This is a genomic window from Streptomyces sp. JLYT201, from assembly GCF_059448825.1.
Genome location: NZ_CM182551.1, coordinates 4,886,395 through 4,912,195 on the forward strand (window position 1 = coordinate 4,886,395; position 25,801 = coordinate 4,912,195).

At 70.4% G+C, this 25,801-nt stretch carries 23 protein-coding genes and 1 tRNA gene; 10 read left to right on the top strand and 14 right to left on the bottom strand.

Translation table 11 applies throughout. From position 1 onward, the window contains the following. Positions 1-55: 55 nt before the first annotated feature. Positions 56-898, bottom strand: coding sequence for a J domain-containing protein (locus tag AC5WAM_RS20125; protein WP_366791052.1), 843 nt, complete (start codon positions 896-898; stop codon positions 56-58). Between the two features lie 164 nt (positions 899-1,062). Between AC5WAM_RS20125 and AC5WAM_RS20130 the strand changes: the two genes are divergently transcribed. Next, positions 1,063-1,599 (top strand): dihydrofolate reductase family protein, encoded by a 537-nt coding sequence (locus AC5WAM_RS20130; protein ID WP_366791051.1) that lies wholly within the window; start codon positions 1,063-1,065, stop codon positions 1,597-1,599. 90 nt (positions 1,600-1,689) lie between these two features. Here the strand turns inward: AC5WAM_RS20130 and AC5WAM_RS20135 are convergent, their stop codons facing one another. After that, positions 1,690-3,285, bottom strand: coding sequence for a DUF2252 domain-containing protein (locus AC5WAM_RS20135; protein ID WP_495523384.1), 1,596 nt, complete (start codon positions 3,283-3,285; stop codon positions 1,690-1,692). Positions 3,286-3,741: 456 nt separating this feature from the next. Beyond that, positions 3,742-3,828: transfer RNA gene (locus tag AC5WAM_RS20140), tRNA-Leu, on the bottom strand. 93 nt (positions 3,829-3,921) lie between these two features. Here AC5WAM_RS20140 and AC5WAM_RS20145 point away from each other — a divergent pair. The 7 genes from AC5WAM_RS20145 to pknB all read left to right on the top strand — a co-directional run bounded on the left by AC5WAM_RS20145 (position 3,922) and on the right by pknB (position 13,671). Then, entirely contained in the window at positions 3,922-4,113 is a 192-nt protein-coding gene (locus tag AC5WAM_RS20145) for a hypothetical protein (RefSeq protein ID WP_495523385.1), read from the top strand. Positions 4,114-5,456: 1,343 nt separating this feature from the next. Continuing rightward, complete coding sequence (locus AC5WAM_RS20150) at positions 5,457-6,338, top strand: FHA domain-containing protein (protein ID WP_495523386.1); 882 nt, start codon at positions 5,457-5,459, stop codon at positions 6,336-6,338. Between the two features lie 10 nt (positions 6,339-6,348). Next, on the top strand, positions 6,349-6,885 hold the full coding sequence (locus AC5WAM_RS20155; protein WP_366791048.1) for an FHA domain-containing protein FhaB/FipA: 537 nt from the start codon (positions 6,349-6,351) through the stop codon (positions 6,883-6,885). Between the two features lie 120 nt (positions 6,886-7,005). Then, positions 7,006-8,547 (top strand): Stp1/IreP family PP2C-type Ser/Thr phosphatase, encoded by a 1,542-nt coding sequence (locus tag AC5WAM_RS20160; RefSeq protein WP_172385151.1) that lies wholly within the window; start codon positions 7,006-7,008, stop codon positions 8,545-8,547. 26 nt (positions 8,548-8,573) lie between these two features. Then, the gene (locus AC5WAM_RS20165; protein ID WP_495523387.1) at positions 8,574-10,001 is read left to right on the top strand and encodes an FtsW/RodA/SpoVE family cell cycle protein; all 1,428 of its coding nucleotides are present in this window, start codon (positions 8,574-8,576) and stop codon (positions 9,999-10,001) included. Then, a complete protein-coding gene (locus AC5WAM_RS20170) occupies positions 9,998-11,461 on the top strand; it encodes a peptidoglycan D,D-transpeptidase FtsI family protein (RefSeq protein WP_366791047.1) in 1,464 nt (487 codons plus the stop codon). Before AC5WAM_RS20165 ends, AC5WAM_RS20170 begins: the two co-directional genes overlap by 4 nt. Before the next feature lie 170 nt (positions 11,462-11,631). After that, positions 11,632-13,671 (top strand): Stk1 family PASTA domain-containing Ser/Thr kinase, encoded by a 2,040-nt coding sequence (gene pknB, locus AC5WAM_RS20175; RefSeq protein WP_495523388.1) that lies wholly within the window; start codon positions 11,632-11,634, stop codon positions 13,669-13,671. A gap of 94 nt (positions 13,672-13,765) precedes the next feature. Here pknB and AC5WAM_RS20180 read toward each other — a convergent pair whose 3' ends face one another. The 5 genes from AC5WAM_RS20180 to AC5WAM_RS20200 all read right to left on the bottom strand — a co-directional run bounded on the left by AC5WAM_RS20180 (position 13,766) and on the right by AC5WAM_RS20200 (position 17,984). After that, the gene (locus AC5WAM_RS20180; RefSeq protein ID WP_366791045.1) at positions 13,766-14,500 is read right to left on the bottom strand and encodes a class E sortase; all 735 of its coding nucleotides are present in this window, start codon (positions 14,498-14,500) and stop codon (positions 13,766-13,768) included. Positions 14,501-14,536: 36 nt separating this feature from the next. Continuing rightward, the gene (locus AC5WAM_RS20185) at positions 14,537-15,616 is read right to left on the bottom strand and encodes a class E sortase (RefSeq protein ID WP_495523389.1); all 1,080 of its coding nucleotides are present in this window, start codon (positions 15,614-15,616) and stop codon (positions 14,537-14,539) included. Next, the gene (locus AC5WAM_RS20190) at positions 15,613-16,251 is read right to left on the bottom strand and encodes an aminodeoxychorismate/anthranilate synthase component II (protein WP_138960812.1); all 639 of its coding nucleotides are present in this window, start codon (positions 16,249-16,251) and stop codon (positions 15,613-15,615) included. Before AC5WAM_RS20190 ends, AC5WAM_RS20185 begins: the two co-directional genes overlap by 4 nt. 228 nt (positions 16,252-16,479) lie before the next feature. Beyond that, positions 16,480-17,163: a class E sortase gene (locus AC5WAM_RS20195; RefSeq protein ID WP_495523616.1), complete on the bottom strand. Its 684-nt coding sequence runs from the start codon at positions 17,161-17,163 to the stop codon at positions 16,480-16,482. 29 nt (positions 17,164-17,192) lie between these two features. Continuing rightward, positions 17,193-17,984, bottom strand: a complete 792-nt coding sequence (locus AC5WAM_RS20200; protein WP_495523390.1) for a DUF881 domain-containing protein — start codon at positions 17,982-17,984, stop codon at positions 17,193-17,195. Positions 17,985-18,126: 142 nt separating this feature from the next. Between AC5WAM_RS20200 and crgA the strand changes: the two genes are divergently transcribed. Next, positions 18,127-18,384 carry a cell division protein CrgA gene (gene crgA / locus AC5WAM_RS20205; protein WP_138960810.1) on the top strand — a complete coding sequence of 86 codons (258 nt, stop codon included), beginning with the start codon at positions 18,127-18,129 and terminating at the stop codon, positions 18,382-18,384. Positions 18,385-18,781: 397 nt separating this feature from the next. Here the strand turns inward: crgA and AC5WAM_RS20210 are convergent, their stop codons facing one another. Beyond that, a complete protein-coding gene (locus AC5WAM_RS20210; RefSeq protein ID WP_495523391.1) occupies positions 18,782-19,675 on the bottom strand; it encodes a rhomboid family intramembrane serine protease in 894 nt (297 codons plus the stop codon). 162 nt (positions 19,676-19,837) lie between these two features. Next, the gene (locus AC5WAM_RS20215; protein ID WP_495523392.1) at positions 19,838-20,371 is read right to left on the bottom strand and encodes a peptidylprolyl isomerase; all 534 of its coding nucleotides are present in this window, start codon (positions 20,369-20,371) and stop codon (positions 19,838-19,840) included. Positions 20,372-20,747: 376 nt separating this feature from the next. On the opposite strand from AC5WAM_RS20215, the gene AC5WAM_RS20220 reads away from it, so the two are divergent. After that, positions 20,748-21,461, top strand: a complete 714-nt coding sequence (locus tag AC5WAM_RS20220; RefSeq protein WP_495523393.1) for a DUF5324 family protein — start codon at positions 20,748-20,750, stop codon at positions 21,459-21,461. Between the two features lie 127 nt (positions 21,462-21,588). Here the strand turns inward: AC5WAM_RS20220 and AC5WAM_RS20225 are convergent, their stop codons facing one another. The 4 genes from AC5WAM_RS20225 to AC5WAM_RS20240 all read right to left on the bottom strand — a co-directional run bounded on the left by AC5WAM_RS20225 (position 21,589) and on the right by AC5WAM_RS20240 (position 25,797). Next, entirely contained in the window at positions 21,589-22,305 is a 717-nt protein-coding gene (locus AC5WAM_RS20225; RefSeq protein ID WP_495523394.1) for a GAF and ANTAR domain-containing protein, read from the bottom strand. Then, the gene (locus tag AC5WAM_RS20230) at positions 22,302-23,165 is read right to left on the bottom strand and encodes a GAF and ANTAR domain-containing protein (protein WP_495523395.1); all 864 of its coding nucleotides are present in this window, start codon (positions 23,163-23,165) and stop codon (positions 22,302-22,304) included. Before AC5WAM_RS20230 ends, AC5WAM_RS20225 begins: the two co-directional genes overlap by 4 nt. A 158-nt stretch (positions 23,166-23,323) precedes the next feature. Beyond that, the gene (locus AC5WAM_RS20235) at positions 23,324-25,210 is read right to left on the bottom strand and encodes a CheR family methyltransferase (protein WP_495523396.1); all 1,887 of its coding nucleotides are present in this window, start codon (positions 25,208-25,210) and stop codon (positions 23,324-23,326) included. Further along, positions 25,210-25,797 (bottom strand): chemotaxis protein CheB, encoded by a 588-nt coding sequence (locus tag AC5WAM_RS20240; RefSeq protein WP_495523397.1) that lies wholly within the window; start codon positions 25,795-25,797, stop codon positions 25,210-25,212. The genes AC5WAM_RS20235 and AC5WAM_RS20240 overlap by 1 nt, the downstream gene beginning before the upstream one ends. Between the last annotated feature and the right edge of the window lie 4 nt (positions 25,798-25,801).

Sequence of the window (25,801 nt, forward strand, 5' to 3'; positions counted from 1 at the left end):
CCCCGCTCGACCGCCCACAGCCGACGGACTGCCGCGAAAACCGGGCCGCCGCCGCTCACGTCGCGGTCAGCCGCTCCAGCTCCGCCTCACGCTCCGCGACCTGCGCGAGCAGCTGCTCGGCGATCTCCTCGAGCAGCCGGTCGGGGTCGTCGGGCGCCAGCTTCAGCATCGCGCCGATCGCACTCTCCTCCAGCTCCCGCGCGACCACCGAAAGGAGCTCCTTGCGCTGCGCAAGCCACTCGAGGCGGACGTACAGCTCCTCGCTGGGGCTGGGCCGCTGGTCCTCGGGCACCGGCCCCGCGTCCCACTCCTCGAGGAGTTCCCGCAGCAACGCCTCGTCACCACGGCCGTACGCCGCGTTCACCCGGGCGATGAACCCGTCACGCCGCTCCCGCTCCTGCTCGTCCTGTGCGAGATCGGGGTGCGCCTTGCGCGCCAGCTCCCGGTAGAGCTTGCGGGCCTCGTCGCTCGGCCGGACCCGCTGCGGCGGCCGCACCGACTGATCGGTCAGCATCGCGGCGGCCTCGGGCGGCAGCCCGTCACCGTCCATCCAGCCGTGGAACAGCTCCTCGACCCCCGGCATCGGCAGCACCCGCGCCCGCGCCTCATCGGCCTTGCGCCGGTCCTCCGGATCACCGGACCGCGCCGCCACCGCCTCGGCGATCTGCGCGTCCAGCTCGTCGAGGCGCGCGTACATCGGGCCGAGCCGCTGGTGATGCAGCCGGGAGAAGTTCTCCACCTCGACCCGGAACGTCTCCACCGCGATCTCGTACTCGATCAACGCCTGCTCGGCCGCCCGCACAGCCCTCTCAAGCCGCTCCTCAGGCCGCGCACCGCCCCCGGGCGGCGCGCCTTCCGGCGTCTCGTCCTGCACCTGCTCGGCTTCCGGGCTCGTCACCAGGCCAGCGTAGGCCACACCCGGGGCAGGCCCCCGCCCAGAGCACGTCGATGAACGCCACAGTGGCTCCATCGGGCAGGTCCAGGTCGTGGCTGCCGCCGGAGAAGACGTCGCTCACCGACCTATGATGCGATCCCGGCCCTCCACCTGCTTGGAGAAGACGCATGAGGGATGCGAGCACCGGCAAAGTCGTCGTGAACAGGGCGATGTCCCTGGACGGCTTCATCGCCGGTCCCGGCCACACGATGGACTGGATCTTCGAGCACCTGACGTCGGCGACGTTCCCCGAGGTCATGGCGGCCACGGGCGCCATGCTCGTCGGTCGGGGCACGTACGAGGTCGGCAAGCGCATGTCCGACGAGAAGACCGACTACGACGGCGGGGCGCAGTTCGTCCTCACCCACCGCCCTCCCGACGAGCCGGACCCCCACGTCACCTTCCTCACCTGCGACATCGAGGAGGCCGTGGCCACGGCACGCCGCGCCGCCGGCGACAAGAACCTGGAGATCCTCGGCGCCGACGTGGCCGCCCAGTGCCTGCAGCGCGGCCTCGTCGACGAGATCCTGGTGTACGTGCTGCCGGTGCTGCTCGGCGACGGCGTCCGCTTCGCCCCGCCGGGCCTCGGCCGGATCGACCTGGAGCCGTTCAGCAACGTCCAGTCGGGCGGGGTCACCATGCTGCGCTTCCACGTGCGCAAGTAACGGTCGCACCCAGGGCCTGTCCGCTGCGTCAGCCCACCACAGCCACGGTCACGCCCTCGATCACGGACACGTCCTCACCCCGCCCGCCCCTCAGACCCCTGCCTCAGCAGCCACCCGCCCCTCGCGCACGGCGGCGACAAGTCGGGCGTGGTCCGCCTCGGTGCGGTCGGCGTACGTCATCGCGAAGTCGGCTATCGCCTCGTCCAGTTCGTCGTTCTTGCCGCAGTAGCCGGCTATGAGCCGGGGGTCCGCGCTGTGGGCGTGGGCGCGGGCCAGCAGGGCTCCGGTCATGCGGCCGTAGTCGTCCAACTGGTCGGCGGCGAGCGCGGCCGGGTCGACGCTGCCCTTGCGGTTCCTGAACTGCCGTACCTGGTAGGGCCGTCCGGCGATCGTGGTCCAGCCGAGCAGGAAGTCACTGACGACCTGCATCCGCTTCTGGCCCAGCACCACGCGTCGGCCCTCGTGGGCGGCTTCCTGCTCCTTGAACCCGGCCGTCGGCAGGTGCGGCAGCAGCGCCGACGGGCACGCCTCCTTGACCTGGAGGACGAGCGGCTCGCCCCGGTGGTCCAGGAGCAGCACCACATAGGAGCGCAGCCCGACGCTTCCCGTGCCGACGACGCGGAACGCCACGTCCTGGATCGCATAGCGCGCGAGCAGGGGAAGCCGGTCCGCCGACAGCGTGCTCCGGTACTCGCCAAGGGCCAGGGCCACCGCCGCGGCCTCGGCGTCCGGTATGCGGCGCAGGACCGGAGGCGCGTCGACGAAGCGCCTCGGCATGACGCCGCCGTGGTCGTCCCCGGAAGTGGGGACGGGCTCGGTCGACTTGGCCGCGAAGCGGGCGCTCGTGTTCTGCCGGGCCTTCTCCGAGACCCGGTCGAGGGTGCCGAGCAGGTCGCGGGCATCGGTGTGGGAGACCAGTTCCTCGTCGGCTATCGCGTTCCACGCGTCGAGGACCGGGAGTTTGGCGAGCAGCCGCATCGTGCGGCGGTATGCGCCGACGGCGTCGTAGGCGGCTTCCTTGCAGGTGTCCTCCGTGGCACCCGCCTCGCGGCCCGCGAGGACGAGGGAGGTGGCCAGGCGTTTGACGTCCCACTCCCAGGGGCCGTGCACGGTCTCGTCGAAGTCGTTCAGGTCGATGATGAGGCCGCCGCGCGCGTCTCCGTAGAGCCCGAAGTTGGCCGCGTGGGCGTCGCCGCAGATCTGTGCGCCGATGCCGGTGGTGGGGGTGCGCGCGAGGTCGTACGCCATGAGACCGGCGGCGCCGCGCAGGAAGGCGAAGGGGGTCGCGGCCATCCTGCCGGTGCGGATGGGGGTGAGCTCGGGGATCCGGCCCTTGTTGGTCTCGGCCAGGACGGCTAGGGGGTCGGGGCGGTGGTCGTCCTCGGCGTACTCCGCGTGGGCGGAGCGCGGGACGCGGGTGCGCAGGGCCTTGCCTTCCTGCTTGGGCCGCGGGTGGTGGCCCGCGCCGTGCGCGGGCAGACGGGCGAATCCGTCCACGTGCGGCAGCCGCCGCGCACCTTCCGGCTCCCGTGGCCCCGGCACCACCGCACCAGCGCCTGAACCGGCACCGGCACCGGTGGCCAACGCTCCCTTGCCACCGCCCGACGATCCGAGCCCGCCCTCGCCCGCGCCACCGCCGAGCGACCCGCCCGTGCCGGATGTGTCAGTTGTCTCAGTCACGGCCATCGCCCCCCGAATTCCGGCGTCCGCGAGGCCACGTCGGCGCGTGCGCCCCGTCCGGGGCGGAGCCGTCGCGCGGTGTCGCGAACATCAACTGGCTTCGACCGTACCGCCGCGAGCGAATCCTCGTCACAGCCTGTGGATAACTTCGGTCCGGCGCTCACACGAGCCGCGGCGTGACATACGTCACCGCCCCGCAGAGAAGCAGAGAAGGTGCGGCCCGGCGGACTCGACGGGAAGGCCGGCCGATCGCACGCACCGAGCACCGACCGGAGTGACCTCCGGCACAATCCGGCCCTAGGCGGCCCGGCCCACCGAGTCGGGCCCGCAGCCCGGCCCCAGCACCGCGTCCCAGCTTCAGCACCGCGCCCCGGCCTCAGCCCGCCTTCGGCCCAGCCCTCGGGTCACCCCGGCGCAAGTCCGGGAAAAACAGAAAGACCCCAGATGAACTGGGGTCTTCACTGGTGCGCGAGGGGGGAGTTGAACCCCCACGCCCTTTCGGGCACTGGAACCTGAATCCAGCGCGTCTGCCTATTCCGCCACCCGCGCATGGGTGTTGTCTTTGGGTCTCTCACTGTGTGGTGCGAGCGCCTTCCGACATGCAGAAGATTAGCACGCTGCGGAGGGTGGATTCACATCCGTATGTGCGAGCACCCGCACGCCATGGGCAAGCACCCGCACGACGCCCCCACGACCGCCCCCGCCGCCCACCAGCCCGGCGACCTGCACACCCACTGCCAGGCCGACCCCACTCCCACTCCCGGACCGACCTGCGCATCCACCACCGGGCTCACCGGCGAACTACCACCGGGCCGACCTGCGAACCACCACTGAACAGCGCCCCGGCCCTTCCGACCCACACGCCCCCGACCCCGCACCTCGGCACCACCCCACCCGCCGCCTCATGCACCGCCACCGGCACACGGCACCGCGCCACAGCCGCCCAGGCACCCACAGTCACGCCACAGCCGCCACACAGCCCGTCCGCGCGGCCCGACATCACCCCGACGACTCCCGTCCCCGACGCAACCGAGCCGCCCGTCAAGTCCTCCTCCAGAGTCGACAGCCACGTACGGGACACTGTCTTGAGAGCCCCTCTACGATCCCTGGTAAAGAGGAACCCCGGCCCGCTCCGTAAGGGCACCGGATGTCCGCCACGGACATGGGCGGGTACCTGGAAGGGAACTCGGCGGGAACGCCGGGCCCCGACGGACGCCCGACGGGTCGGCAACGCGCCTCACCGGGCCGGGCCCCGGTCCGGGCGGCCTCGCGGGGCTGGACGGAAGGAGCCGCGGTCGAACCGCGGCGCGGGCCGGTAAGGACCGCGGAAGGCAGCGGAAGGCAGGGGACGACGGAGGAAGGAAGGGCTGGAGGCGAGGGCAGAGCGAGACGAGGCGACACGGAGCGAGCAGCGAGTGCGGCAGGACCTGAGCCCAAGGACCTGAGTCGAAGGACCAGAGCCACATACCGAACAGATGGATCCGAACCCGAGGACCCGAGCACGGAGACCTGAACGGCGACCTCCAAGGGAGACCTCCAAGGGAGACCTCAAGGCACCTCACAGGCACCCCGGTGCACCTCATCGGGGACCGCGAGGAACCTCACAGAGGCCCCGCCGAGGAAGCCCCCCGGAGGAGCCCGCGGGGAAGCCCCTGGAAGCCTCGCGGGAGCCCACGAGGAGCCTCACAGGGACCCCGGTGAGGAAGCCCCACAGGGACCCCGTGAGGAGCCCCACAGGAAGCCCCACCAGGAATCCCGCAAGGCGATCTGCAAGGAGATCCGCAGGAGCCCTCGAAGGGACCCGGCACGGCACACGCCAGGGCCTTCCGAGGACACCCCGAGGAGCCACCCGGGGAAGCCTCCACGGCGGCGTCCGCGAGACCCTCGCGGGCACGCGGAGCGCCCCGGAAACGGGCGCCCCGCGATGGTTCCCGACGGAGCCCCTGAGGTCTCCCTGAAGATCTTCGGCGGATCTCCGCCGAAGGCCCGGGCAGGACCCTGGCGGGACTCCGGTGGAACCCTGAAGGAACCCGGAGGATCCCGGAAGAGCGGTGCGGGCATGCCTTGTGAGAGGCGACACTCGTGGTCTGGGCAGACAGGGGGAACCAGCTGATTTCCCGGCGCGTGGATACGATCAGTAAGCAGTACGAGGATGACAACGACGGAGGAGGTGCCCCATGGGAGTTCTGAAGAAGTTCGAGCAGCGACTCGAAGGTCTGGTCAACGGCACCTTCGCCAAGGTGTTCAAGTCCGAGGTCCAGCCGGTCGAGATCGCGGGCGCGCTCCAGCGCGAGTGCGACAACAACGCGACGATCTGGAACCGCGAGCGGACGGTCGTCCCGAACGACTTCATCGTGGAGCTCAGCGCCCCCGACTTCGAGCGCCTGAGCCCGTACTCCGGACAGCTCGGCGACGAGCTGTCCGGCATGGTGCGCGAGTACGCGAAGCAGCAGCGCTACAGCTTCATGGGCCCCATCAAGGTCCACCTGGAGAAGGCCGAGGACCTCGACACCGGCCTGTACCGGGTGCGCAGCCGCACGCTCGCGTCCAGCACCTCCCAGACCCCCGACGCCGCTCCCGGCGGCCCCGGTGGCCCGGCGAGCCCCGGCGGCGGGCCCACGAGCGCGGGCCAGGGCGGCCGTGGGGGCTTCGGCCATCCACAGGGCCCCTCGGGCGCCCCTCCCATGCCCGCCGCGCCGCCTCCCGGCGCGGGCGCGGGCCGTGGCGCCCAGGCGCCCGGCCGTCCGCCGCAGGGCCCCGGCGCGGGCCCGGGCGCACAAGTACGGCGCTGGATTGAGATCAACGGCAATCGCCACCAGATCTCCCGCCCGACGCTGGTGCTGGGCCGCAGCACCGACGCCGATGTGCGGATCGACGACCCCGGCGTATCGCGCCGGCACTGTGAGATCCGGACCGGAACGCCCTCGACGATCCAGGATCTCGGGTCTACCAACGGCATCGTGGTAGACGGGCAGCACACCACCCGCGCTACGCTCCGCGACGGCTCGCGGATCGTCGTGGGCAGCACGACCATCATTTACCGGCAAGCCGAAGGGTGAAGCGGGGGCAATGTCAGAGCTGACCCTGACGGTCATGCGGCTGGGTTTCCTGGCCGTTCTGTGGCTGTTCGTGATCGTGGCCGTCCAGGTCATCCGCAGCGACCTGTTCGGTACGCGCGTCACTCAGCGCGGCTCGCGCCGTGAGGGCGGACGGCAGGCGGCCCGGCAGGCCGCCGCGCCACCGCAGCAGCGCCAGCAGGACGGCGGCGGCCGCGGACGGCAGGGCGGCGGGGGCGGCCGCCAGCGCCGTGGCGCCCCCACGAAGCTGGTCGTCTCGGAAGGGACGCTCACGGGTACGACCGTGGCCCTCCAGGGCCAGACGATCTCGCTCGGCCGGGCGCACGACTCGACCATCGTGCTGGACGACGACTACGCCTCCAGCAGGCATGCCAGGATCTATCCGGACCGTGACGGCCAGTGGATCGTCGAGGACCTCGGGTCCACCAACGGCACGTATCTCGACCGGACCCGCCTGACCACCCCGACGCCCGTTCCGCTGGGCGCGCCGATCCGCATCGGCAAGACCGTCATCGAGCTGCGGAAGTAGTACGACAATGAGCGAGCGGAGCGAGCGAGCCGACGCGGTCCAGATTCAGGACGCCAGCGCGCTCCCGACCGGAGGGTGGGCACCGTGCGGATGTACCCGGAGCCGACGGGCGAGGTGCGCATGAGTCTGTCACTGCGCTTCGCCGCCGGATCGCACAAAGGCATGATCCGGGAGGGCAACGAGGACTCCGGTTACGCCGGTCCGCGGCTCCTGGCCATCGCCGACGGCATGGGGGGCCAGGCCGCGGGCGAGGTGGCGAGCTCCGAGGTGATCTCGACGCTCGTCACGCTCGACGACGACGTGCCGGGTTCGGACATCCTCACCTCGCTCGGCACCGCCGTGCAGCGGGCCAACGACCAGCTGCGGCTGATGGTCGAGGAGGACCCGCAGCTCGAGGGCATGGGCACGACGCTCACCGCCCTGCTGTGGACGGGCCAGCGGCTCGGCCTGGTGCACGTCGGCGACTCGCGCGCGTATCTGCTGCGCGACGGCGTGCTCACCCAGATCACGCAGGACCACACCTGGGTGCAGCGGCTCGTGGACGAGGGCCGCATCACCGAGGAGGAGGCGACGACGCATCCGCAGCGCTCGCTGCTGATGCGCGCCCTCGGCAGCGGCGACCACGTGGAGCCGGATCTGTCGATCCGCGAAGTCCGCGCGGGCGACCGGTACTTGATCTGCTCGGACGGCCTCTCCGGCGTCGTGTCGCACCAGACGATGGAGGACACGCTCGCCAGCTACCAGGGCCCCCAGGAGACCGTGCAGGAGCTGATCCAGCTCGCCCTGCGCGGCGGCGGCCCGGACAACATCACGGTGATCGTGGCCGACGTCCTGGACATCGACACCGGCGACACCCTCGCGGGCCAGCTGTCCGACACCCCCGTGGTGGTCGGCGCGGTCGCGGAGAACCAGCTGCAGACGAGCGACGGCGGAGCCATGGAGACCCCGGCGGGCCGCGCCTCCGGCCTCGGCCGCCCCGCGCCGCCGTCCGCGGGCGGCTTCGGCCCGCCCGGCAGCGGCGACACCGCGGGGTACGTCCCGGAGGGATCCTTCGGAGCGTACGACGACGAGGACTTCGTGAAGCCCGGCGGCGGCCGCAAGTGGCTGAAGAGATCGCTGTACACGGCGCTCGCGCTCGCCGTGGTGGCGGGCGGCCTCTACGGGGGCTACCGCTGGACGCAGACGCAGTACTACGTCGGCACGAACGACGAGCACGTAGCGCTCTACCGCGGCATCGACCAGGACCTGGCCTGGGTGAGCCTGTCGAAGGTCGAGAAGGACCACCCCGAGATCGAACTCAAGTACCTGCCGCCGTACCAGCGCAAGCAGGTCGAGGAGGCCATCGTCGAGGACAGCCTCGACGACGCCCAGAGGAAGATCGAGGAGCTGGGCCTGCAGGCGTCGGCGTGCGAGAAGGACGCCGAGCGGCGCAGGATCGAGCGGGAGAACAAGGAGCGTTCGGAGCGCGAGGCCAAGCCGAGCCCCAAGCCCGGTGAGGGCGAGGCCGGCGGCATGAGCGGCCAGACCGGCGCACCCGCGTCCGACGACGACAAGAACGCCAAGGACGACAAGTCCAAGTCCACCACCGCACCGACTCCCACACCCGGCCCCAGCCTCTCCGAGGAGGAGAAGAAGCTGGTCCCGCAGTGCGGTAAGCAGTAAGCAGCCGTTGGGGGCCCTTGCACGCCATGAGCAGTAGCACTACACACACGTCGACGATCGGCGCCATCGGTGCGCCGAGCCGGCGCAACACCGAGCTCGCGCTCCTGGTGTTCGCCGTCGTCATTCCGCTGTTCGCCTATATGAACGTGGGCCTCGCCATCTCCGGCGAGCTCCCCCCGGGCATGCTCGGCTACGGCCTCGGGCTCGGCCTGCTCGCGGGCGTCGCGCACCTGGTGGTGCGCAAGTTCGCGCCGTACGCCGACCCGCTCCTTCTGCCGCTCGGCACGCTGCTCAACGGCCTGGGCCTGGTGGTGATCTGGCGCCTGGACCAGTCGGAGAGACTCCAGCAGCTGGCCAAGGTGTCGTTCGGGGCGTTCAGCCCGTCCGCGCCGAAGCAGTTGCTGTACTCGGCGGTCGGCATCGCGCTGTTCGTGATCGTCATGCTGTTCCTGAAGGACCACCGCGTCCTGCAGCGGTACACGTACATCTCGATGGTCGCCGCGATCGGGCTGCTGCTGCTGCCGCTGGTCCCGGGCCTCGGCAAGAACATCTACGGCGCCAAGATCTGGATCCAGGTCGGCGCGTTCTCGATCCAACCGGCGGAGTTCGCGAAGATCGTCATCGCGGTGTTCTTCGCGGGCTATCTGATGGTCAAGCGGGACGCGCTCGCGCTGGCCAGCCGCCGCTTCATGGGCCTGTACCTGCCGCGCGGCCGTGACCTCGGTCCGATCCTCGCCGTGTGGGCGATGTCCATCCTGATCCTGGTCTTCGAGACCGACCTCGGTACGTCGCTGTTGTTCTTCGGCATGTTCGTCGTGATGCTGTACGTCGCCACGGAGCGCACCAGCTGGATCGTGTTCGGTCTGCTGATGTCGGCCGTGGGCGCGGTCACCGTGGCCTCCTTCGAGCCGCACGTGAAGGTGCGTGTGGACGCCTGGCTCGACCCGTTCAACGCCGATGTCATCAATGCGACCGGCACCGACCAGATCGCCCAGTCGCTGATGGCGTTCGGCTCCGGCGGCACCCTCGGCAGCGGCCTCGGCCAGGGCCACTCCGACCTGATCGGCTTCGCCGCCAACTCCGACTTCATCCTCGCCACGTACGGCGAGGAGCTGGGTCTCGCCGGTGTCATGGCGATCCTGATGATCTACGGCCTGATCGTGGAGCGGGGCGTGCGCACGGCGCTCGCGGCCCGCGACCCGTTCGGCAAGCTGCTCGCGGTCGGCCTGTCCGGCGCGTTCGCCATCCAGGTGTTCGTCGTCGCGGGCGGCGTCATGGGCCTGATCCCGCTGACCGGCATGACGATGCCGTTCATCGCGTACGGCGGTTCGTCCGTGATCGCCAACTGGGCGCTCATCGGGGTCCTGCTGCGCATCAGCGACACCGCACGCCGCCCGGCGCCGTCGCCCGCCCCGAACCCCGACGCCGAGATGACCCAGGTGGTACGGCCGTGAACAAGCCCCTGCGCCGCATCGCGATCTTCTGCGGGCTGCTCGTCCTCGCGCTGCTCGTCCGGGACAACTGGCTGCAGTACGTCCAGGCCGACAAGCTCGCCGAGCACACCATGAACCGCCGCGTGCCGATCGAGCGGTACGCGCAGCCGCGCGGCGACATCATCGTGGACGGCAACCCGATCACGGGCTCCAAGAAGGTCGACGGCGACGACTTCAAGTACAAGCGGACGTACAAGAACGGGCCCATGTGGTCGCCCGTCACGGGCTTCGCCTCGCAGCGCATAGGGGCCACCCAGATCGAGTCCATCGAGGACCGCATCCTCACCGGCAACGACGACCGGCTCTTCTTCCGCCGCAGCCTCGACATGCTGACCGGCAAGAAGAAGGAGGGCGGCAACGTCGTCACGACGCTGAACGCCGCCGCGCAGAAGGCCGCGTACAACGGCCTGAAGACCCGCGGCAAGGGCGCCGTCGCCGCGATCGACCCGGAGACGGGCGCGATCCTGGCGCTGGCCTCCACCCCGTCGTACGACCCCTCCCGGTTCGCGGGCAACACCAACAAGGAAGCCGAGACCTTCGGGAAGCTGGACAAGGACCGCGACAAGCCCATGCTGAACCGGGCGCTGCGCGAGACCTACCCGCCCGGCTCCACCTTCAAGGTGGTCACCGCCGCGGCGGCCCTGGAGCACAACCTGTACTCGGACATCGACTCCAAGACGCGCTCCCCGCTGCCCTGGGTGATGCCCGACACCCGCACCGAGCTGAAGAACGAGGGCCCGATCCCCTGCAAGAACGCCACGCTGCGCGAGGCGCTGCGGGTGTCCTGCAACACCGTCTTCGGCAAGATCGGCTCCGATCTCGGCAAGGACAAGATGCTGGAGACGGCCGAGGAGTTCGGCTTCAACGAGGAGCAGTTCGTCCCGGTCCGTTCCAACGCCTCGAACTTCCCCAAGGAGATGGACAAGCCGCAGACCGCGCTGTCGTCCATCGGCCAGTTCGAGACCGCGGCGACGCCGCTGCAGATGGCGATGGTGACGTCGGCGATCGCCAACGACGGCACCCTCATGGAGCCGTACATGGTCCGTGAGCTCCAGGCGCCGAACCTCGACGTGGTCGAGAAGCACTCGCCGAAGGAGATGAGCACCCCGCTGTCCAAGGAGAACGCGCAGAAGCTCCAGGACATGATGCAGACGGTCGTGAACGAGGGCACCGGCACCAAGGCCAAGATCCCCGGCGTCACCGTCGGCGGCAAGACGGGTACGGCCCAGCACGGCCTGAACAACAGCAAGAACCCGTACGCGTGGTTCATCAGCTACGCGAAGACCGAGTCGGGTTCTCCGGTCGCGGTCGCCGTGGTCGTCGAGGACAGTGCGGCGAGCCGTGACGACATCTCCGGCGGCGGTCTCGCGGCGCCGATCGCGAGGGACGTGATGAAGGCGGTCCTCGACAGCAAGAAGTGACCCGTGTCACGGCCACTCCACATCGGTGCACGTTGCGATACCGGTCCTGTATCGGGTGACGGTTGCGGCCGGGTCACGTTAGGCGATCCGGGTACGGTATGCCCGGACAGCACACCGCCGGACCGCGCAACACGGTGCGGTCGGGACCGACGGAGAGGGCTGGAATAGCTATGGAAGAGCCGCGTCGCCTCGGCGGCCGGTACGAGCTGGGCCAGGTGCTCGGCCGCGGCGGAATGGCCGAGGTCTACCTCGCGCACGACACCCGCCTCGGCCGCACCGTGGCGGTGAAGACGCTGCGGGTGGACCTCGCCCGCGACCCGTCGTTCCAGGCCCGGTTCCGCCGTGAGGCCCAGTCGGCCGCCTCGCTCAACCATCCGGCGATCGTCGCGGTCTACGACACCGGCGAGGACTACGTCGACGGGGTCTCCATCCCGTACATCGTCATGGAGTACGTCGACGGCTCCACGCTGCGCGAGCTCCTGCACTCCGGGCGCAAGCTCCTTCCCGAGCGCGCCATGGAGATGACGATCGGCATCCTCCAGGCCCTGGAGTACTCGCACCGCAACCAGATCGTCCACCGCGACATCAAGCCCGCGAACGTCATGCTGACGCGCAACGGCCAGGTCAAGGTCATGGACTTCGGCATCGCCCGCGCCATGGGCGAGTCCGGCATGACGATGACGCAGACCGCGGCCGTCATCGGCACCGCGCAGTACCTCTCGCCCGAGCAGGCCAAGGGCGAGCAGGTCGACGCGCGCTCCGACCTCTACTCCACGGGCTGTCTGCTGTACGAGCTGCTGACCGTGCGCCCGCCGTTCGTGGGCGACTCGCCGGTCGCGGTGGCCTACCAGCACGTGCGGGAAGAGCCGCAGGCCCCGAGCGTCTTCGACAACGAGATCACGCCCGAGATGGACGCGATCGTCCTCAAGGCGCTCACCAAGGACCCGGACTACCGCTACCAGTCGGCCGACGAGATGCGCGCCGACATCGAAGCCTGCCTCGACGGCCAGCCCGTCGCCGCCACCGCGGCCATGGGCGCCGTCGGCTACGGCGGCCACCCGGACGACCAGGCCACGGCCATGCTGCGCCCGCAGAACGGCGCGCCGGGCCAGGGCCAGACGTCGATGATGCCCCCGGTCAACCCGGACGACGGCACCTACGGCTACGACGAGAACGGCCGCCGGGGCCGCCAGAAGAAGAGCAACACGTCGACGATCCTCCTCGTCGCCGCGGGCATCCTCGTGCTGGTGGGCGCGGTCCTGATCGGCAAGTGGGCGTTCAGCGGCGGCGGAGGCGCGGCCGACGACAAGAAGGCACCGAATTTCGTCGGCGAGACCGTCAAGGAAGCCCAGGAGACCGCCGGGAACGTCGACCTGAAGATCAGCGTCACCAAGCGCGAGCCCTGTGAGAAGTACCCGAAGAACCAGATCTGCTCGCAGACCCCCGAAGAGGGTACGAAGGTCGAGAAGGGCGACACGATCAGTGTGGTCGTGTCGACGGGAGCTCCGAAGATCACGGTTCCGGACGTCGAGGGCCTCCAGTACTCCACCGCCAAGAGCAAGCTGGAGGACAAGGGCTTCAACGTCGACAAGAAGACCGAGGAATCCGACCAGAACCCGGGCGTCGTCACCAGTCAGGACCCGCCAGGTGACTCGGAAGCCCAAAAGGGAACGACCATCACGCTGACGGTTGCCAAGAAGAAGCAACTGACAGCCGTCCCGGACGTCTCCGGCCAGACGTGGGAAGCCGCCAAGAAGCAGATCCAGGACAACGGCTTCACCCCTGTCCGCCAGGACGTCGAAAGCGACAGCGTCGAGGAAGGCAAGGTCATCCAGACCACGCCGACCGCCGGCACCCAGGCCGAGCCCGGCTCCCAGGTGACCGTCCAGGTCGCCAAGAAGAAGCCCGAGGAAGAGGACGTACAGGTCCCCACCCTCACCGGCCAGAAGCTGTCCGACGCCCGTGACGCCATCGAGGACGCGGACCTGACGGTCGGCAACATCCAGGGCCCGCAGGACGACGACGCCCTGGTGGTCCTCGCCACCCCGACCGCGGGTACGAAGGTCAAGCCCGGCACAGCCATCAACCTGACGACCGTCGGCGGCAGCGGCGGCCAGCAGGGCGGCGGCGACAACGGCGGCGGCGGAGACGACGGAGGCGGCGGCTTCATCGAGGGCGCCACCGGCTTCGGCCGTCACGAGCGGGACTGAGTCCCGAGCCCCACACGGGAAGAGCCCCGGCACCACAGCGGTGCCGGGGCTCTCTCGTGCGCGGGCCGCGTCAGCGAAGCGTGCGCGGGCCGCGTCAGCGGAGCTCGGGCGGCGGTGTCCGCTTGTTGTCGACCTTCTCGACGCGCTCCAGTTCGCCCCACACCACGTAGCGGTACGCCGACGTGTACACGGGTGTGCAGGTCGTGAGCGTGATGTAGCGGCCGGGCTTCTTCACGCCCGACTCCTTCGGGACCGGGTCGAGGACGCGGACGTTGAACTTCGAGGTCTCGGGGAGCGTCTTGTAGACCTTGTACACGTACCACTTGTCGCGGGTCTCGAAGACGATCGGGTCGCCCTCGCCGATCTTGTCGATCTTGTGGAACTTCGCGCCGTGGCCGTCGCGGTGGGCGGCCAGCGAGAAGTTGCCCTTCGCGTCCTGTGGCAGGGCCGACTTGACCGGGTCCGTGTAGTAGCCCGCGACGCCGTTGTTGAGGGTGTGGGTGGCGGTGCCCTTCTTCACGAGGATCTCGCCGCCGCCCATCGCCGGTACGTGGAGGAAGCCGATGCCGTCCTTGGTGTTCAGGGCGCCGGGGCCGCCGGCCCAGTGGTCGCGGACGCGGTCGCCCTGCTTCCTCGCCTCGCGGTCCGCTATGACGTTCGTCCACCACAGCGAGTAGACGACGAACAGGCCCAGGACCAGGCCCGCGGTGATGAGGAGTTCGCCGAAGACGCTGACGGCCGTCGCGATGGGGCCGCGGCCGCGCGGCGGCGGCCCGTCCGCGGGCTTGGACTCGTCGGTCCGCTCGTCCTCTTCGGTGGTGGCTGCCACTGCATCCGCCCTGTCTGTCTCGGCTTTCCGGCGCCCTTAGTCGACCAGCGCGGCCGGTTTCCCCTTGGCCCGTGGCCGGTCTTCGACCATCTTGCCCCACACGATCATTCGGTACTTACTCGTGAACTCGGGGGTACAGGTGGTCAGTGTGATGTAGCGGCCTGGTTTCGTGAAGCCGGAGCCCGGTGGGACGGGGCCGAGGACCGCCGTGTTGCCGGGGCTGGTCTGCGGGAGGATGCTCGCCATCTTGTAGACGTAGTACGTGTCCTGCGTCTCGACCACGATCGGGTCGCCGGGTTTGAGCCGGTTGATGTACCGGAACGGCTCACCATGGGTGTTGCGGTGTCCGGCGACGGCGAAGTTGCCGGGGTCCGCTTCCGGCATCGGGGTCTTGGTGCCGCCCTCGCTGTAGTGGCCGACCATGCCCCGGTCGAGGACCTTGTGCTTGTCGATGCCCTCGGCGACCGGCACGACGACGTCGAGCTTGGGGATGTGCAGCAGCGCGAAGCCCTGCCCGGGCTCGAAGACGCCGGGCTTGCCCTTGCCCTTCGCCCAGTCCTCCTGGAGGTCGCGGGCGGCGGCGTTCGCCTGCTGATGGGCTCTTATGTTCGTCCACCACAGCTGGTACGTGACGAACAGGAGCATCAGGACACCCGCGGTGATGAACAGCTCGCCGATGACGCGGCTCGCCACGGTGGCCGGGCCCGGTCTGCGGGCGCGCTCGGCCCGCCGGGCTTCGATCCTGGTCAGCGGGCGGTCCGGCGGGCCTTCGGCGGCGGGAGCCGCTCGTGCCCGGGCCTTCGCGCCCCGGCGGCCCTTGTGCTTGGCCGCCTTCCGCCGCGCGGCCCGGCCGCCCGGCACCACCGGCCCGGCCGCTATTCGGCGGGTGTCCGCCGTGCGCAGGCCGATGGTCGCGTCGTCCGGCGGCGGAACGTACGGCGGTACGTACGGCTCCGGGGCCTCGGGAACAAGCTCCGGCGCAGGGGGACCGGCGGCAAGCTCAGGCGCAGGGGGACCGGGATCGGGCGCATCCGGCGCCGACGCACTGCGGAACCACGGTGACGGGTGCTCCCCCGCCCCCGTCGCGTCGGCGCCCCCGTGCGCCTCCGCGGTCACGCCGTGGCCCTGCCCACCACCGGGGCGAGCCCGCTCGATCGTGCGACGGCCCCGGCGTCTCCGCACTCGGCGAGCCAGTTGGCGAGCATCAGGTGTCCGTGCTCGGTGAGGACGGACTCGGGGTGGAACTGCACGCCCTCGACGGGCAGTTCGCGGTGGCGCAGGCCCATGATGATGCCGTCCGCCGTACGGGCGGTGACCTCCAGCTCCGCGGGCACCGTGGCGGGCTCGGCGGCCAGCGAGTGGTACCGGGTCGCGATGAAGGGCGAGGGCAGGCCCGCGAAGACGCCCTTGCCCTCGTGCGTGACCGGCGAGGTCTTGCCGTGCAGGAGCTCCGGCGCCCGGTCCACGACACCGCCGTACGCCACGGCCATCGACTGCATGCCCAGACAGACGCCGAAGACGGGCACCCCGGTGGCGGCGCAGTGGCGCACCATGTCCACGCAGACGCCCGCCTGCTCGGGGGTGCCGGGGCCCGGCGAGAGCAGGACGCCGTCGAAGCCGTCCTGCGCGTGCCGCAGCTCGACCTCGTCGTTGCGCAGCACCTCGCACTCCGCGCCCAGCTGGTACAGGTACTGCACGAGGTTGAAGACGAAGCTGTCGTAGTTGTCGACGACGAGGATGCGCGCGCCCATCAGTTGTCCACCGTCACGTCGTTGAAGGGAAGCAGGGGCTCGGCCCAGGGGAACACGTACTGGAACAGCACATAGACCACGGCGAGGACCAGCATCAGGGAGATCAGTGCCCTCACCCATGCGTTCCCCGGCAGATGTCGCCAGATCCAGCCGTACATGCCGTCCCTTTCGTCGCCACACGGCCACCCGGCCCCATCGCACCGGCCGTCGCCGCCGTACCGCACCAGACTAACGGCGCAGTGCCTCGGGTTTCCCGGCCTCCACGGGCTGGGTGGCGTCCAGATGGGCCCAGGCGATCAGACGGTGGCTGTGGCCCCACTCGGGCTCGCAGGTGGTCAGGGTGAGATAGCGGCCGGGCGCGCGGTAGCCGGAGCCCCGCGGTACCGGGTCGACGACCCCGATGTCACTGGGCAGCGTCTTGTACGGCTTCTTGTCGATGCGGTACGTGAACCAGGTCGTGCCGTCGGTCAGGACGACCGCGTCGCCGGGGCGCAGGGCGGGGAAGTCCTTGAAGGGGTCCCCGTAGGTGCGCCGGTGTCCGGCCACGGCGAAGTTGCCGCGCTGGCCGAGCCGGGCGGTGCGCGCGTAGTGGCCGAGGCCCTTCTTGAGGGTGTCGGTGGCGGTGCCCTGGAGCACGGGCTTGTTCCACGTGAAACCGAAGCGGGGGATGTACATGACGGCGAAGGCCTCGCCGTCCTCGTAGGCGGGGGGCTTCGGGGGCGAGGCGTCCAGGGCCCCGGCGCCGGTGGCGACCGGCCCCTGGGACCACCGGTCCTGGAGGTGGTCGACCTGGTCGTCCATGGCCCGGTCGGCCTTCACTCCGGTCCAGAACAGGACGTAGACCACGAAGAGCACGATCAGGGTGCCGACGGTGACGCACAGTTCGCTGACCGTCCGGACGAGCACGCGCACCGACACCGCAGGGACCTCCCGAGCGAGCGCTACTCCACAGGCTTCGCGTGATGGAGGTTCACTGTGCCCGAGTAGCCGGGAAGAGTCACCGCCCCGTCGTCGTCGACTTTCCAGCCGAGCCCGTAGGCGTTGACGTACAGCATGTAGTTCTGGATCTCGGGCGAGGCGGCGAGGGCCTTCTTGAGGCGGTCGGGGTCGCCGATCGCGGTCACCGTGTACGGCGGTGAGTAGACGCGGCCCTGAAGGATCAGGGTGTTGCCGACGCAGCGCACGGCACTGGTGGAGATCAGCCGCTGGTCCATGACCTTGATGCCTTCGGCGCCGCCCTGCCACAGGGCGTTGACCACGGCCTGGAGGTCCTGCTGGTGGATGACCAGGTCGTTGGGCTGCGGCTCGGGGTAGCCGGGGAGCTTGGCGGTGGCGTGCGGCGGGGCGTCGGTGAGGGTGACCGAGACGGCCTGGCCGCTCAGCTTCTTGGTGCCCGCGTTCCGCTCCAGGGCGCTCAGCCGGGCGTCGTCGGCCTTGGTGCCGGGGCTGTCGCGGCGGGCGAGGGACTCGACCTCGTCGCGCAGCGAGCCGGTGGACGCGTCGAGGTCCTTGTTCTTGCGGCTGCGCTCCTGGATGAGGTCGGAGAGCTTCAGGAGGGAGTCGTCGGTGCGGATGTTGGTGCCCTTGGCCGTGTTGAAGCTGGTCATGAAGAGCAGCCCGGCGAGCGCGAAGACGCCTGCGGTGAGCACGCGGACCGGCCGCCAGCGGCGGCGTCGGCCCGTGCCCGGGGACGGCCGGCCCGGGCCCGTGGGGAAGTCGGCGGAATTGCTCAACGTACCCTTATCTCCTTCACCGCCGCGGAAGCACTACGCTAACGGACGCCCGGGGGAAGACTTAGCGCACCGTAGTGTCCGCTCCCGGCGCCGGACCCAGTTACCTGCGCGGCCACGCAGCGCATCGACAGGAGAGACCCTCGTGCCGAAGTCACGTATCCGCAAGAAGGCAGACGACTACACGCCCCCGTCGTCGAAGAAGGCGACGAACATCAAGCTGACCAGCCGCAGCTGGGTCGCTCCGGTGATGCTGGCGATGTTCCTGATCGGCCTCGCCTGGATCGTCGTCTTCTACGTCACGGACGGCGAGCTTCCGATCGACCCGCTGGGTAACTGGAACATCGTGGTCGGCTTCGGCTTCATCGCCGCGGGCTTCGGCGTCTCCACTCAGTGGAAGTAACGATCCGGGGTAACGGCGGGCGCGGAACGCAAGCCCTGGCCTGAGTTATCCACAGCGCGAGCGGTGCCATCCACAGACCTGGGGAAAGGTCTGAAGATCTGTGGATAACTCTCCGGACGTTGACGCCGGTGTGACTGGTCGACCACCCCGGCCCGGGCCGTCCACCCCTTGCCCTGCCTGGGAAAACCCGGATCGGCGACGCACGGAACAGACGTTCCCCACTTCGTGCACAAGATCGGGCACAGACTGTGGACAACCTGGGGTGAGACGGTGGGGACATCCCCGTACCCACACCGGGCACGGGGAAGGTCCTGTACCCCGGCCCCCGACGCCACAAGCGGACGTGGCCCCGCCCGGGAACGGGCAGGGCCACGGAAGCCTCGGCTGCAGCGGTGCCTCAGGTGAGCTGCACGGTCCGCACGATCACGGTGGCCGCGATCACCAGGAACACCAACGCGCAGGTGCCCCACTGCACCAGGGCCCGGCGCTCGCGCGGCGCGTGCACCATGCCGTACGCGATGGCGACACCGGCGACGAGACCGCCGACGTGCGCCTGCCAGGCGATGCCGCTCCAGGTGAAGGTGAAGAGCAGGTTCAGCGCGAGCAGGGCGATGACCGGACGCATGTCGTAGTTCAGCCGACGCATCAGGACCGCTGTCGCGCCGAGCAGGCCGAAGATCGCTCCGGAGGCGCCGAGCGAGGCGTCGCTGGGGTCGGAGACCAGATACGTCAGGGCGCTGCCGCCGAGCCCCGACAGCAGATACAGGGCGAGGAACCGCGCCCGGCCGAGCGCCGCCTCCAAGGGGCCGCCGAGCCACCAGAGCCCCAGCATGTTGAACGCGATGTGCCAGATCTCCTGGTGTGTGAACATGGCCGTGACCAGGCGGTACGCCTGACCGTCCGCCACGCCCTCGGTGGCGGGGAACGGCTCGGGGGGCCACCGGCCGATCAGGAACAGGTCCCCGACGAGGTCCTCACGGGCGCGCACCGCGATGAACACCAGCACGTTGAGCACAAGGATGATCTTCGTGAGCAGGCGCGGGTCCTGCGTGAGCGTGCCGCCCGCCAGTGTGCGCGGCTGAGCGGCCGCCGGGGCGTGCCCGGTGCCGGAGCCGCCCTTGACGCACTCGGGGCACTGGAAGCCGACGGAGGCGCTGATCATGCACTCCGGGCAGATCGGACGCTCGCAGCGGGTGCAGCTGATCCCCGTCTCCCGACCGGGATGCCGGTAGCAGCTCGGCAGGCTCTGCGCGTCCTGCGGCCCCTCCGGGCTGCCTGGCGCCTGGTCCATCGCGGTCCCCTCTGGTCTGCCGTACGCGGGCGGCGTCGGCATGCTGGTCAACGCACCGCCCCGCCCTCCTCTACGGATGGGCGGGGCGGTTTTGTTCCCCGGCGTGCGGGCTCTCCCGGACGGGCGGGAGCCCCCGACGGACGGGATCGAGCGTGGAGGCGCTCAGCCCTCGCGCGTCTCGACGACGACGGACTCGATGACGACGTCGTTCACCGGGCGGTCCGTGCGCGGGTTGGTCTGCGTACCGGCGATGGCGTCCACGACCTTCTTGCCGGCGTCGTTGGTGACCTCGCCGAAGATGGTGTGCTTGCCCGTCAGCCACGCGGTCGGGGCGACCGTGATGAAGAACTGCGAGCCGTTGGTGCCCGGGCCCGCGTTCGCCATGGCCAGCAGGTAGGGCTTGGTGAAGGCGAGGTCCGGGTGGAACTCGTCCTTGAACTCGTAACCCGGGCCGCCCGTGCCGTTGCCCAGCGGGTCGCCGCCCTGGATCATGAAGCCGCTGATCACCCGGTGGAAGACCGTGCCGTCGTACAGCTTGTCCGTGGACTTCTTGCCGGTCGCCGGGTGCGTCCACTCGCGCTCGCCCTGGGCGAGCTCAACAAAGTTCTTGACCGTCGTGGGCGCGTGGTTCGGCAGCAGCCGAATCTCGATGTCGCCCTGGTTGGTCTTGAGGGTGGCATAAAGCTGCTCAGCCACGATCTGCCTTCCGTTGTCCTCTGTGACTCTCCGATCCTCGCACGGACCGGTTTGGGACGAGTAGCCGCCGAGCAGGCGCACCTGGGGACGATCCGTGGCATTGTCGTCGGCGGGCCCTGCCCGTACCGGATCGTGCGGCTTCGCCCGTCATGGATCGCGCGGCTCCGGGTACACCGGGAGCTGCGGTACGAGCCGCGCCGGGCGCCGTGCCGAACACCGTGTCGCACCGGCGGCCGGGGCGGACCGACGCGCGCCCCGCGCTCGTGGGGACGCCCCGGATGCCCATCCGCGCGTGGAACGGTTCCATCCCGGCAGGCATGATCCCGGAAAGGGTGGAAAGGTGACATACCTATACGCCACCAAGGAGGAGGATCCCGTGACCCGCAAAGACAGCGTGCGCGCCGCGGCCGACTCGGCGAAGGAAAGCGCGCGGCACGCCGCGGACGCGGTGGCGCCCTACGCCGAAGAAGCCAAGGACCGGGCCGCCCACCTGGCACAGGAGGCGCGCTCGCGCCTCGCCCCGAAGGTGTCGCACGCGGCGCACACCGCCGCCGACCAGGCCCGCGCCCAGTACGGGGCGCACGTCGCGCCGCGTGTGACGCAGGCACGGGGGCACGTGCCGCCGAAGCTCGACCACGCGGCGCACGAGGCCGCCGCCCGCACCCGCAAGGCCGCCCGCCAGGCCGCCGACTTCTCGAAGCCCCGCATCGAGCACGCCGTGGCCGTCTCCGGACCGGTCCGCGAGGAGGCGGCGGCCCGGGGTGCTGCGGCCCTTGCCGCGCTGCGCGGCCAGGTGTCGCCGCAGGAGATCAAGGAGATCGCCCGCAGGCAGGAGCGCCGGGCCCGCACCGGCCGCACGGTCAAGCGGCTCGCCGTGCTCGGCGTGCTCGGGGCCGCCGCGGTCGCCGTGTGGAAGTGGTGGGACAAGCAGGCCAACCCGGACTGGCTGGTCGAACCCCCCGCGGCCACCGAGGTCCCCGATCGCACCCCGCTGACCTCGGTGGACGGCAGCGGCCAGGCGTCCCTGGACCCCGAGGTGCAGGCGAAGCAGGCGGAGGCCGAGGCGGAGGGCCAGGACGAGCGGGGCTGACGCGACGTCCGGGGGCGGGGTGCCACGGGCCTCGCTCCCGGACGGACATCCCGCCCCTGACTCGGCTCCAGCACGCCGGCCCCCGTCAGGGACCACGCCGGACCCGTCAGGGACCACGCCGGACCCGTCAGGGATCCAGCCTCCCCTCCACCACGTCCCGCGCCACGCCCGACAGCTTCCGCTGGTGCGAGCGGGCGTAGCCCCGCAGCAGCGCGAACGCCTCGTCCATGGTCAGCGTCCGGCTCGCGGCGAGCACGCCCTTGGCCTGCTCGATGACGAGGCGGCTGGTCAGGGCGTGCTGAAGCTGCCCGGCGAGGGTGTGGGACCGGCGCAGCTCGTCCTCCCGCAGGAGCACGGCGGCCACGATGTCCGCAAGGGACTGGCTGATGACGAGGCCCTCATCGGTGACCGGTTCCTCGGCGGAGCCGAAGAGCACCAGCGCGCCGACGGTCCGCTCACGGCCCCGCAGCGGATGGGCCGCGACATGCGTACAGCCGAGGGCCAGCGCACGCGGTGCGTAGTGGGGCCAGCGCAGCCGGGCGACCGGGTTCTCCAGGTCGGTCAGGGGCACGGCGCGGCCGGTCTCCCGGCAGTACGCCCCTGGTCCCTCGCCCTGCTCGTGGTGGGCGAGGACGAGGTCCCGCGCCACGGGCTCGGACGCATACACCTGCTCCTCGCCCGTCTCGGACGGCACGCCGAGGACCGCGCAGGCGCGGGCGTCGAGGAGTTCGCTGCTGCGCGCGGCGAGCGCCGCGAGGAGCGCGGGCGGGTCGACCGGTTCACCCGGCGCACCGCCCGCCAGCTCCACGAAGGCCTCGGCGAGGCGCTGCTGTGACATCGTCATGGCGACTCTCCCGGAGTGATCTTCAAGTCACCGGCCAGGATCTTCCCCGCGAGTGCTTCCAGGCTCTCCGCACCGCTGTACGCCCGTGCCTTGATCAGCGCCAGGGCGTCCTCGACAGGACATCCCAGGTACACGGAGAGCATGCCCGCCGCTTGCTGCACCACGTCCCGGTGGTCGGTGCCGCCGTACAGCTCGGGGTCGGCGTCGGGGTCGAGGAGGACGGTGCGGGCCAGCGCTTCCACGATGTCCTTGAACATCCGGGTGCCGACGAGGCCGGGGCGCGGGTCGAACACCGCGAGCGCGCCGAGGCACCGGTCGCTGGAGTCCAGGGGGACCGCGGCGACCTCGTGGATGCCCAGCGCGGTCAGGGCCGGGCCGTAACAGGGCCAGCGCGTCTCGATGGCCTCGCGCGAGGCGAAGACCAGGTTCCGGCACCGGGTGGCGTCCTTCGTGGGGCCTTCGCTGAGCATGAACTCCAGGTCCTGCGCCGCCCGCGCCGGTTCGTCCGACGCGGCGACGGCGAGCTGCCGATGACAGCCGTCCACGAGGGTCAGCGCCGCGCTGCTCGTCCCGCAGGCCTCGGCGACCCCGCTCATGAACCGGGGCCGGGGCCCGCGCCCCTTCTCCCACCCCGTCATGCGGCGCGCGAACGACTCCTGCAACTGGGCCGACGAACGGTGACATCCCGCAGTGGCGTGCAGCGCGGCGGCCATGTCCTGGTGTATCTCGCGGCCCGTCGTCGCCGCGAGGATCTCGTGCCGCGCCGCCGCCTCCTCCGCGCGGGCGGCCCGCCTCCGCGCGGACGCAGCGCGACGCCAGGCCGTCAGGGCCTGGTCGACAGAGCCCTCGCCCGAGGTCATGCCTCAAGCCTACGCCCGCCCTTGTGAGCGGTGGCGGCTGTTTCGGACCTTTCGTCATCGCACGGTGGACAGGCCTCGCACTTCGGCACGAGAGGAGACACACGCGAACGCTCGGGTGCAGACGGTTCTCGTACCGTGCCCGGACGAAGCGGAACACGTCATTTCATGGAGGTGCCGAGGCCTTCCCCCGTCGCGGCGTTGCCTTCCTCCATCAGCAGGACGACCCCGCCGTGGTGGCCCTCGAAGGGCGAGCAGACCACGTGGCACGTGATGCGGCGGCCGATGCGGTTCACCGCGGACACCGAGACCGGACCGGTGCGCTTGCGGCTGTCGAGGCACTTCTGGACCGCGGGCCGCAGCTCCTCGGTGGGCAGCCCGAAGTCGAGGCCGAAGAACAGCTCGTCCATGACCTCGTCCCGGCGCAGCCCCCACAGCTCGGCCGCACCCCGGTTCCAGCTCTTGACCTTGGTGTCCGCGTCCAGGACCACCACGCCGGCCGCGATGCTGCTCATCACGCCTTCGAGGAAGGCCCGGACCTCGTCCAGCTCCTCGGTGCGGATCCGCATCTCCTCGTTCATGGTCTCCAGTTCCTCGTTGCCGGACTGGAGTTCCTCGTTGGTCGTCTCCAGCTCCTCGTTCGTGGACTGGAGCTCCTCGTTCGTCGTCTCCAGCTCCTCGATGCTGGACTGGAGTTCCTCGTTCGTCGTCTCCAGCTCCTCGTTCGTGGACTGGAGCTCCTCGTACGCCGTCTCCAGCTCTTCCCGGACGCGCTTGACCTCGGACTTGAGCTGGGTGGGGACCGTGACGTCGGAGAAGCTGATGACGGTGCCCGCCGGCAGTCCGTTGGGTCCGGTGAGCGGCTGGATCAGGATGTCGACGTACTGGAGGTCGTCGCCGACGCGGCGCTCCACGCTGTTGACGCGCAGCGTTCTGCGCTCGTGCGTGGACTGCTCGATCAGCGAGCGCAGCTCGACGGGCCGGTAGGAGATCTCCAGATCCTGGAAGGGCCGGCCGCAGTCGTTGGTGGTGAGGCCGAACTGCACGCGCGCCTGGCTGTTGATCAATATCACCGCGCCTTCGGTGTCGACGGCGACCGCGGGCACCGGCAGGGCGTCCAGGATGAGGTCGCGCATCTGGCGGTTGCGCGCCGCCGAGCGCGGTTCGAACGCGACGCCCGCCCGGACCTTCAGCGGTGCGGGGTGGTAGGGCGGCCCGGAGCCCCCGGGGCGGCGCCGGAAGAGGCGCTGGCGCATGTTGACGACCTGGAAGCGGTCGGCGTCGTTCAGGAGCATCTCGGCCTTGCCGAGGAAGAGGAAGCCGCCGTCGCGCAGCGCGAAGTGGAAGCGGTCGATGATCTGCGTCTGCGCCTCGACGTTGAAGTACATCAGGGTGTTGCGGCACACCAGCAGGTCGAGCCGGGAGATGGGGGCGTCCCGGGTCACGTCGTGCCGCCCGAAGATCACCCGGCGCCGCAGGTCGGGCCGGAAGCTGTACTGCGTGCCGTTCTGCTCGAAGTACTTGTCGCGCAGTTCCACCGGCAGGGCTTCCAGGCCCTTGGCGGTGTACAGCGCGGTGCGGGCGTCGCGCAGGGCCTCCTCGTCGACGTCCGTCGCGTAGATCTTGACGCGGTTCAGACTCTCCTCGACGCCGAGCGCCTCGGCGAACATGATCGCCAGTGAGTACGCCTCCTCACCGCTGGAGCAGCCCGCGCTCCACACCCTGATCTCGTCGTCGGCCCCGGCCGCGGCGAGCAGCTCGGGCAGGACCTCGCGCTGCAGATACGTCCAGGCGTCCGGATCGCGGAACATCGAGGTGACGTTGATCAGGATGGTGTTGAAGAGCGCGCCGAACTCGTCCGCGCTGGTCTCGAGCCGGTCGCGGTAGTCCGCGTACGAGGAGACACCGGCGTCCGACATCCGCTTGCGGATGCGCCGGCCCAGGGAGGAGCGCTTGTATCCGGTGAAGTCGAAGCCACGGGCGTCCCTCAGAAACCCGAGAAGGTCCTCCAGCTCCTCATCGGTTTCGGAGTCGTGTGTTTCGCCCATCAGTGCCTCTTGGTCTCGACGAGTCCGCGGATCACCGCGGCGATCTCCTCAAGGGGTAGCACGAAGTCCACTGCTCCCGTACCCAGGGCCGTCTGAGGCATGCTCTTGAACTCCGCCGACTGCGGATCCTGGACGATCACCGTACCGCCGCGGGCCTTCACCGCGTCCACGCCCATGGCGCCGTCGACACCCGTCCCGGTCAGCACGGCGGCGATGGCCCGCGGCCCGTACGCGCCCGCCACCGACTCGAACAACAGGTCCGCGGAGGGGCGCACGAAGTGGACGAGCGCGCTGCTCGACAGCGTCAGGACGCCGTCGGGCGCCACCAGCAGATGCCGGTCGGGCGGAGCGACGTAGACGGTGCCGGGCTCCGTGCGTTCGTCCTGCTCCGCGAGCTTCACGTTCAGCTCGGTACGCCGCGCGAGCACGTCGGCGATGACCGTGCGGTGGCGCCGGTCCAGGTGCTGGACGACCAGGAGGGGCACGGGCAGGTCCTCGCCGAGCTCGCCGAGCAGTACGCCCAGGGCGTGGATCCCTCCGGCCGACGACGCGATGGCCGCCACCGCGTAGGCATCCTCGTCGGACACTGCC

Bases quoted from the DNA above. Each gene is read 5' to 3' on its own strand.
- AC5WAM_RS20145 (WP_495523385.1), top strand. From the start codon at position 3,922: ATGTGCGAGCACCCGCACGCCATGGGCAAGCACCCGCACGACGCCCCC.
- AC5WAM_RS20130 (WP_366791051.1), top strand. From the start codon at position 1,063: ATGAGGGATGCGAGCACCGGCAAAGTCGTCGTGAACAGGGCGATGTCC.
- AC5WAM_RS20155 (WP_366791048.1), top strand. From the start codon at position 6,349: ATGTCAGAGCTGACCCTGACGGTCATGCGGCTGGGTTTCCTGGCCGTT.
- AC5WAM_RS20235 (WP_495523396.1), bottom strand. From the start codon at position 25,210: ATGGGCGAAACACACGACTCCGAAACCGATGAGGAGCTGGAGGACCTT.
- AC5WAM_RS20160 (WP_172385151.1), top strand. From the start codon at position 7,006: ATGAGTCTGTCACTGCGCTTCGCCGCCGGATCGCACAAAGGCATGATC.
- AC5WAM_RS20135 (WP_495523384.1), bottom strand. From the start codon at position 3,285: ATGGCCGTGACTGAGACAACTGACACATCCGGCACGGGCGGGTCGCTC.
- pknB (WP_495523388.1), top strand. From the start codon at position 11,632: ATGGAAGAGCCGCGTCGCCTCGGCGGCCGGTACGAGCTGGGCCAGGTG.
- AC5WAM_RS20225 (WP_495523394.1), bottom strand. From the start codon at position 22,305: ATGACGATGTCACAGCAGCGCCTCGCCGAGGCCTTCGTGGAGCTGGCG.
- AC5WAM_RS20210 (WP_495523391.1), bottom strand. From the start codon at position 19,675: ATGGACCAGGCGCCAGGCAGCCCGGAGGGGCCGCAGGACGCGCAGAGC.
- AC5WAM_RS20230 (WP_495523395.1), bottom strand. From the start codon at position 23,165: ATGACCTCGGGCGAGGGCTCTGTCGACCAGGCCCTGACGGCCTGGCGT.
- AC5WAM_RS20165 (WP_495523387.1), top strand. From the start codon at position 8,574: ATGAGCAGTAGCACTACACACACGTCGACGATCGGCGCCATCGGTGCG.
- AC5WAM_RS20190 (WP_138960812.1), bottom strand. From the start codon at position 16,251: ATGGGCGCGCGCATCCTCGTCGTCGACAACTACGACAGCTTCGTCTTC.
- AC5WAM_RS20150 (WP_495523386.1), top strand. From the start codon at position 5,457: ATGGGAGTTCTGAAGAAGTTCGAGCAGCGACTCGAAGGTCTGGTCAAC.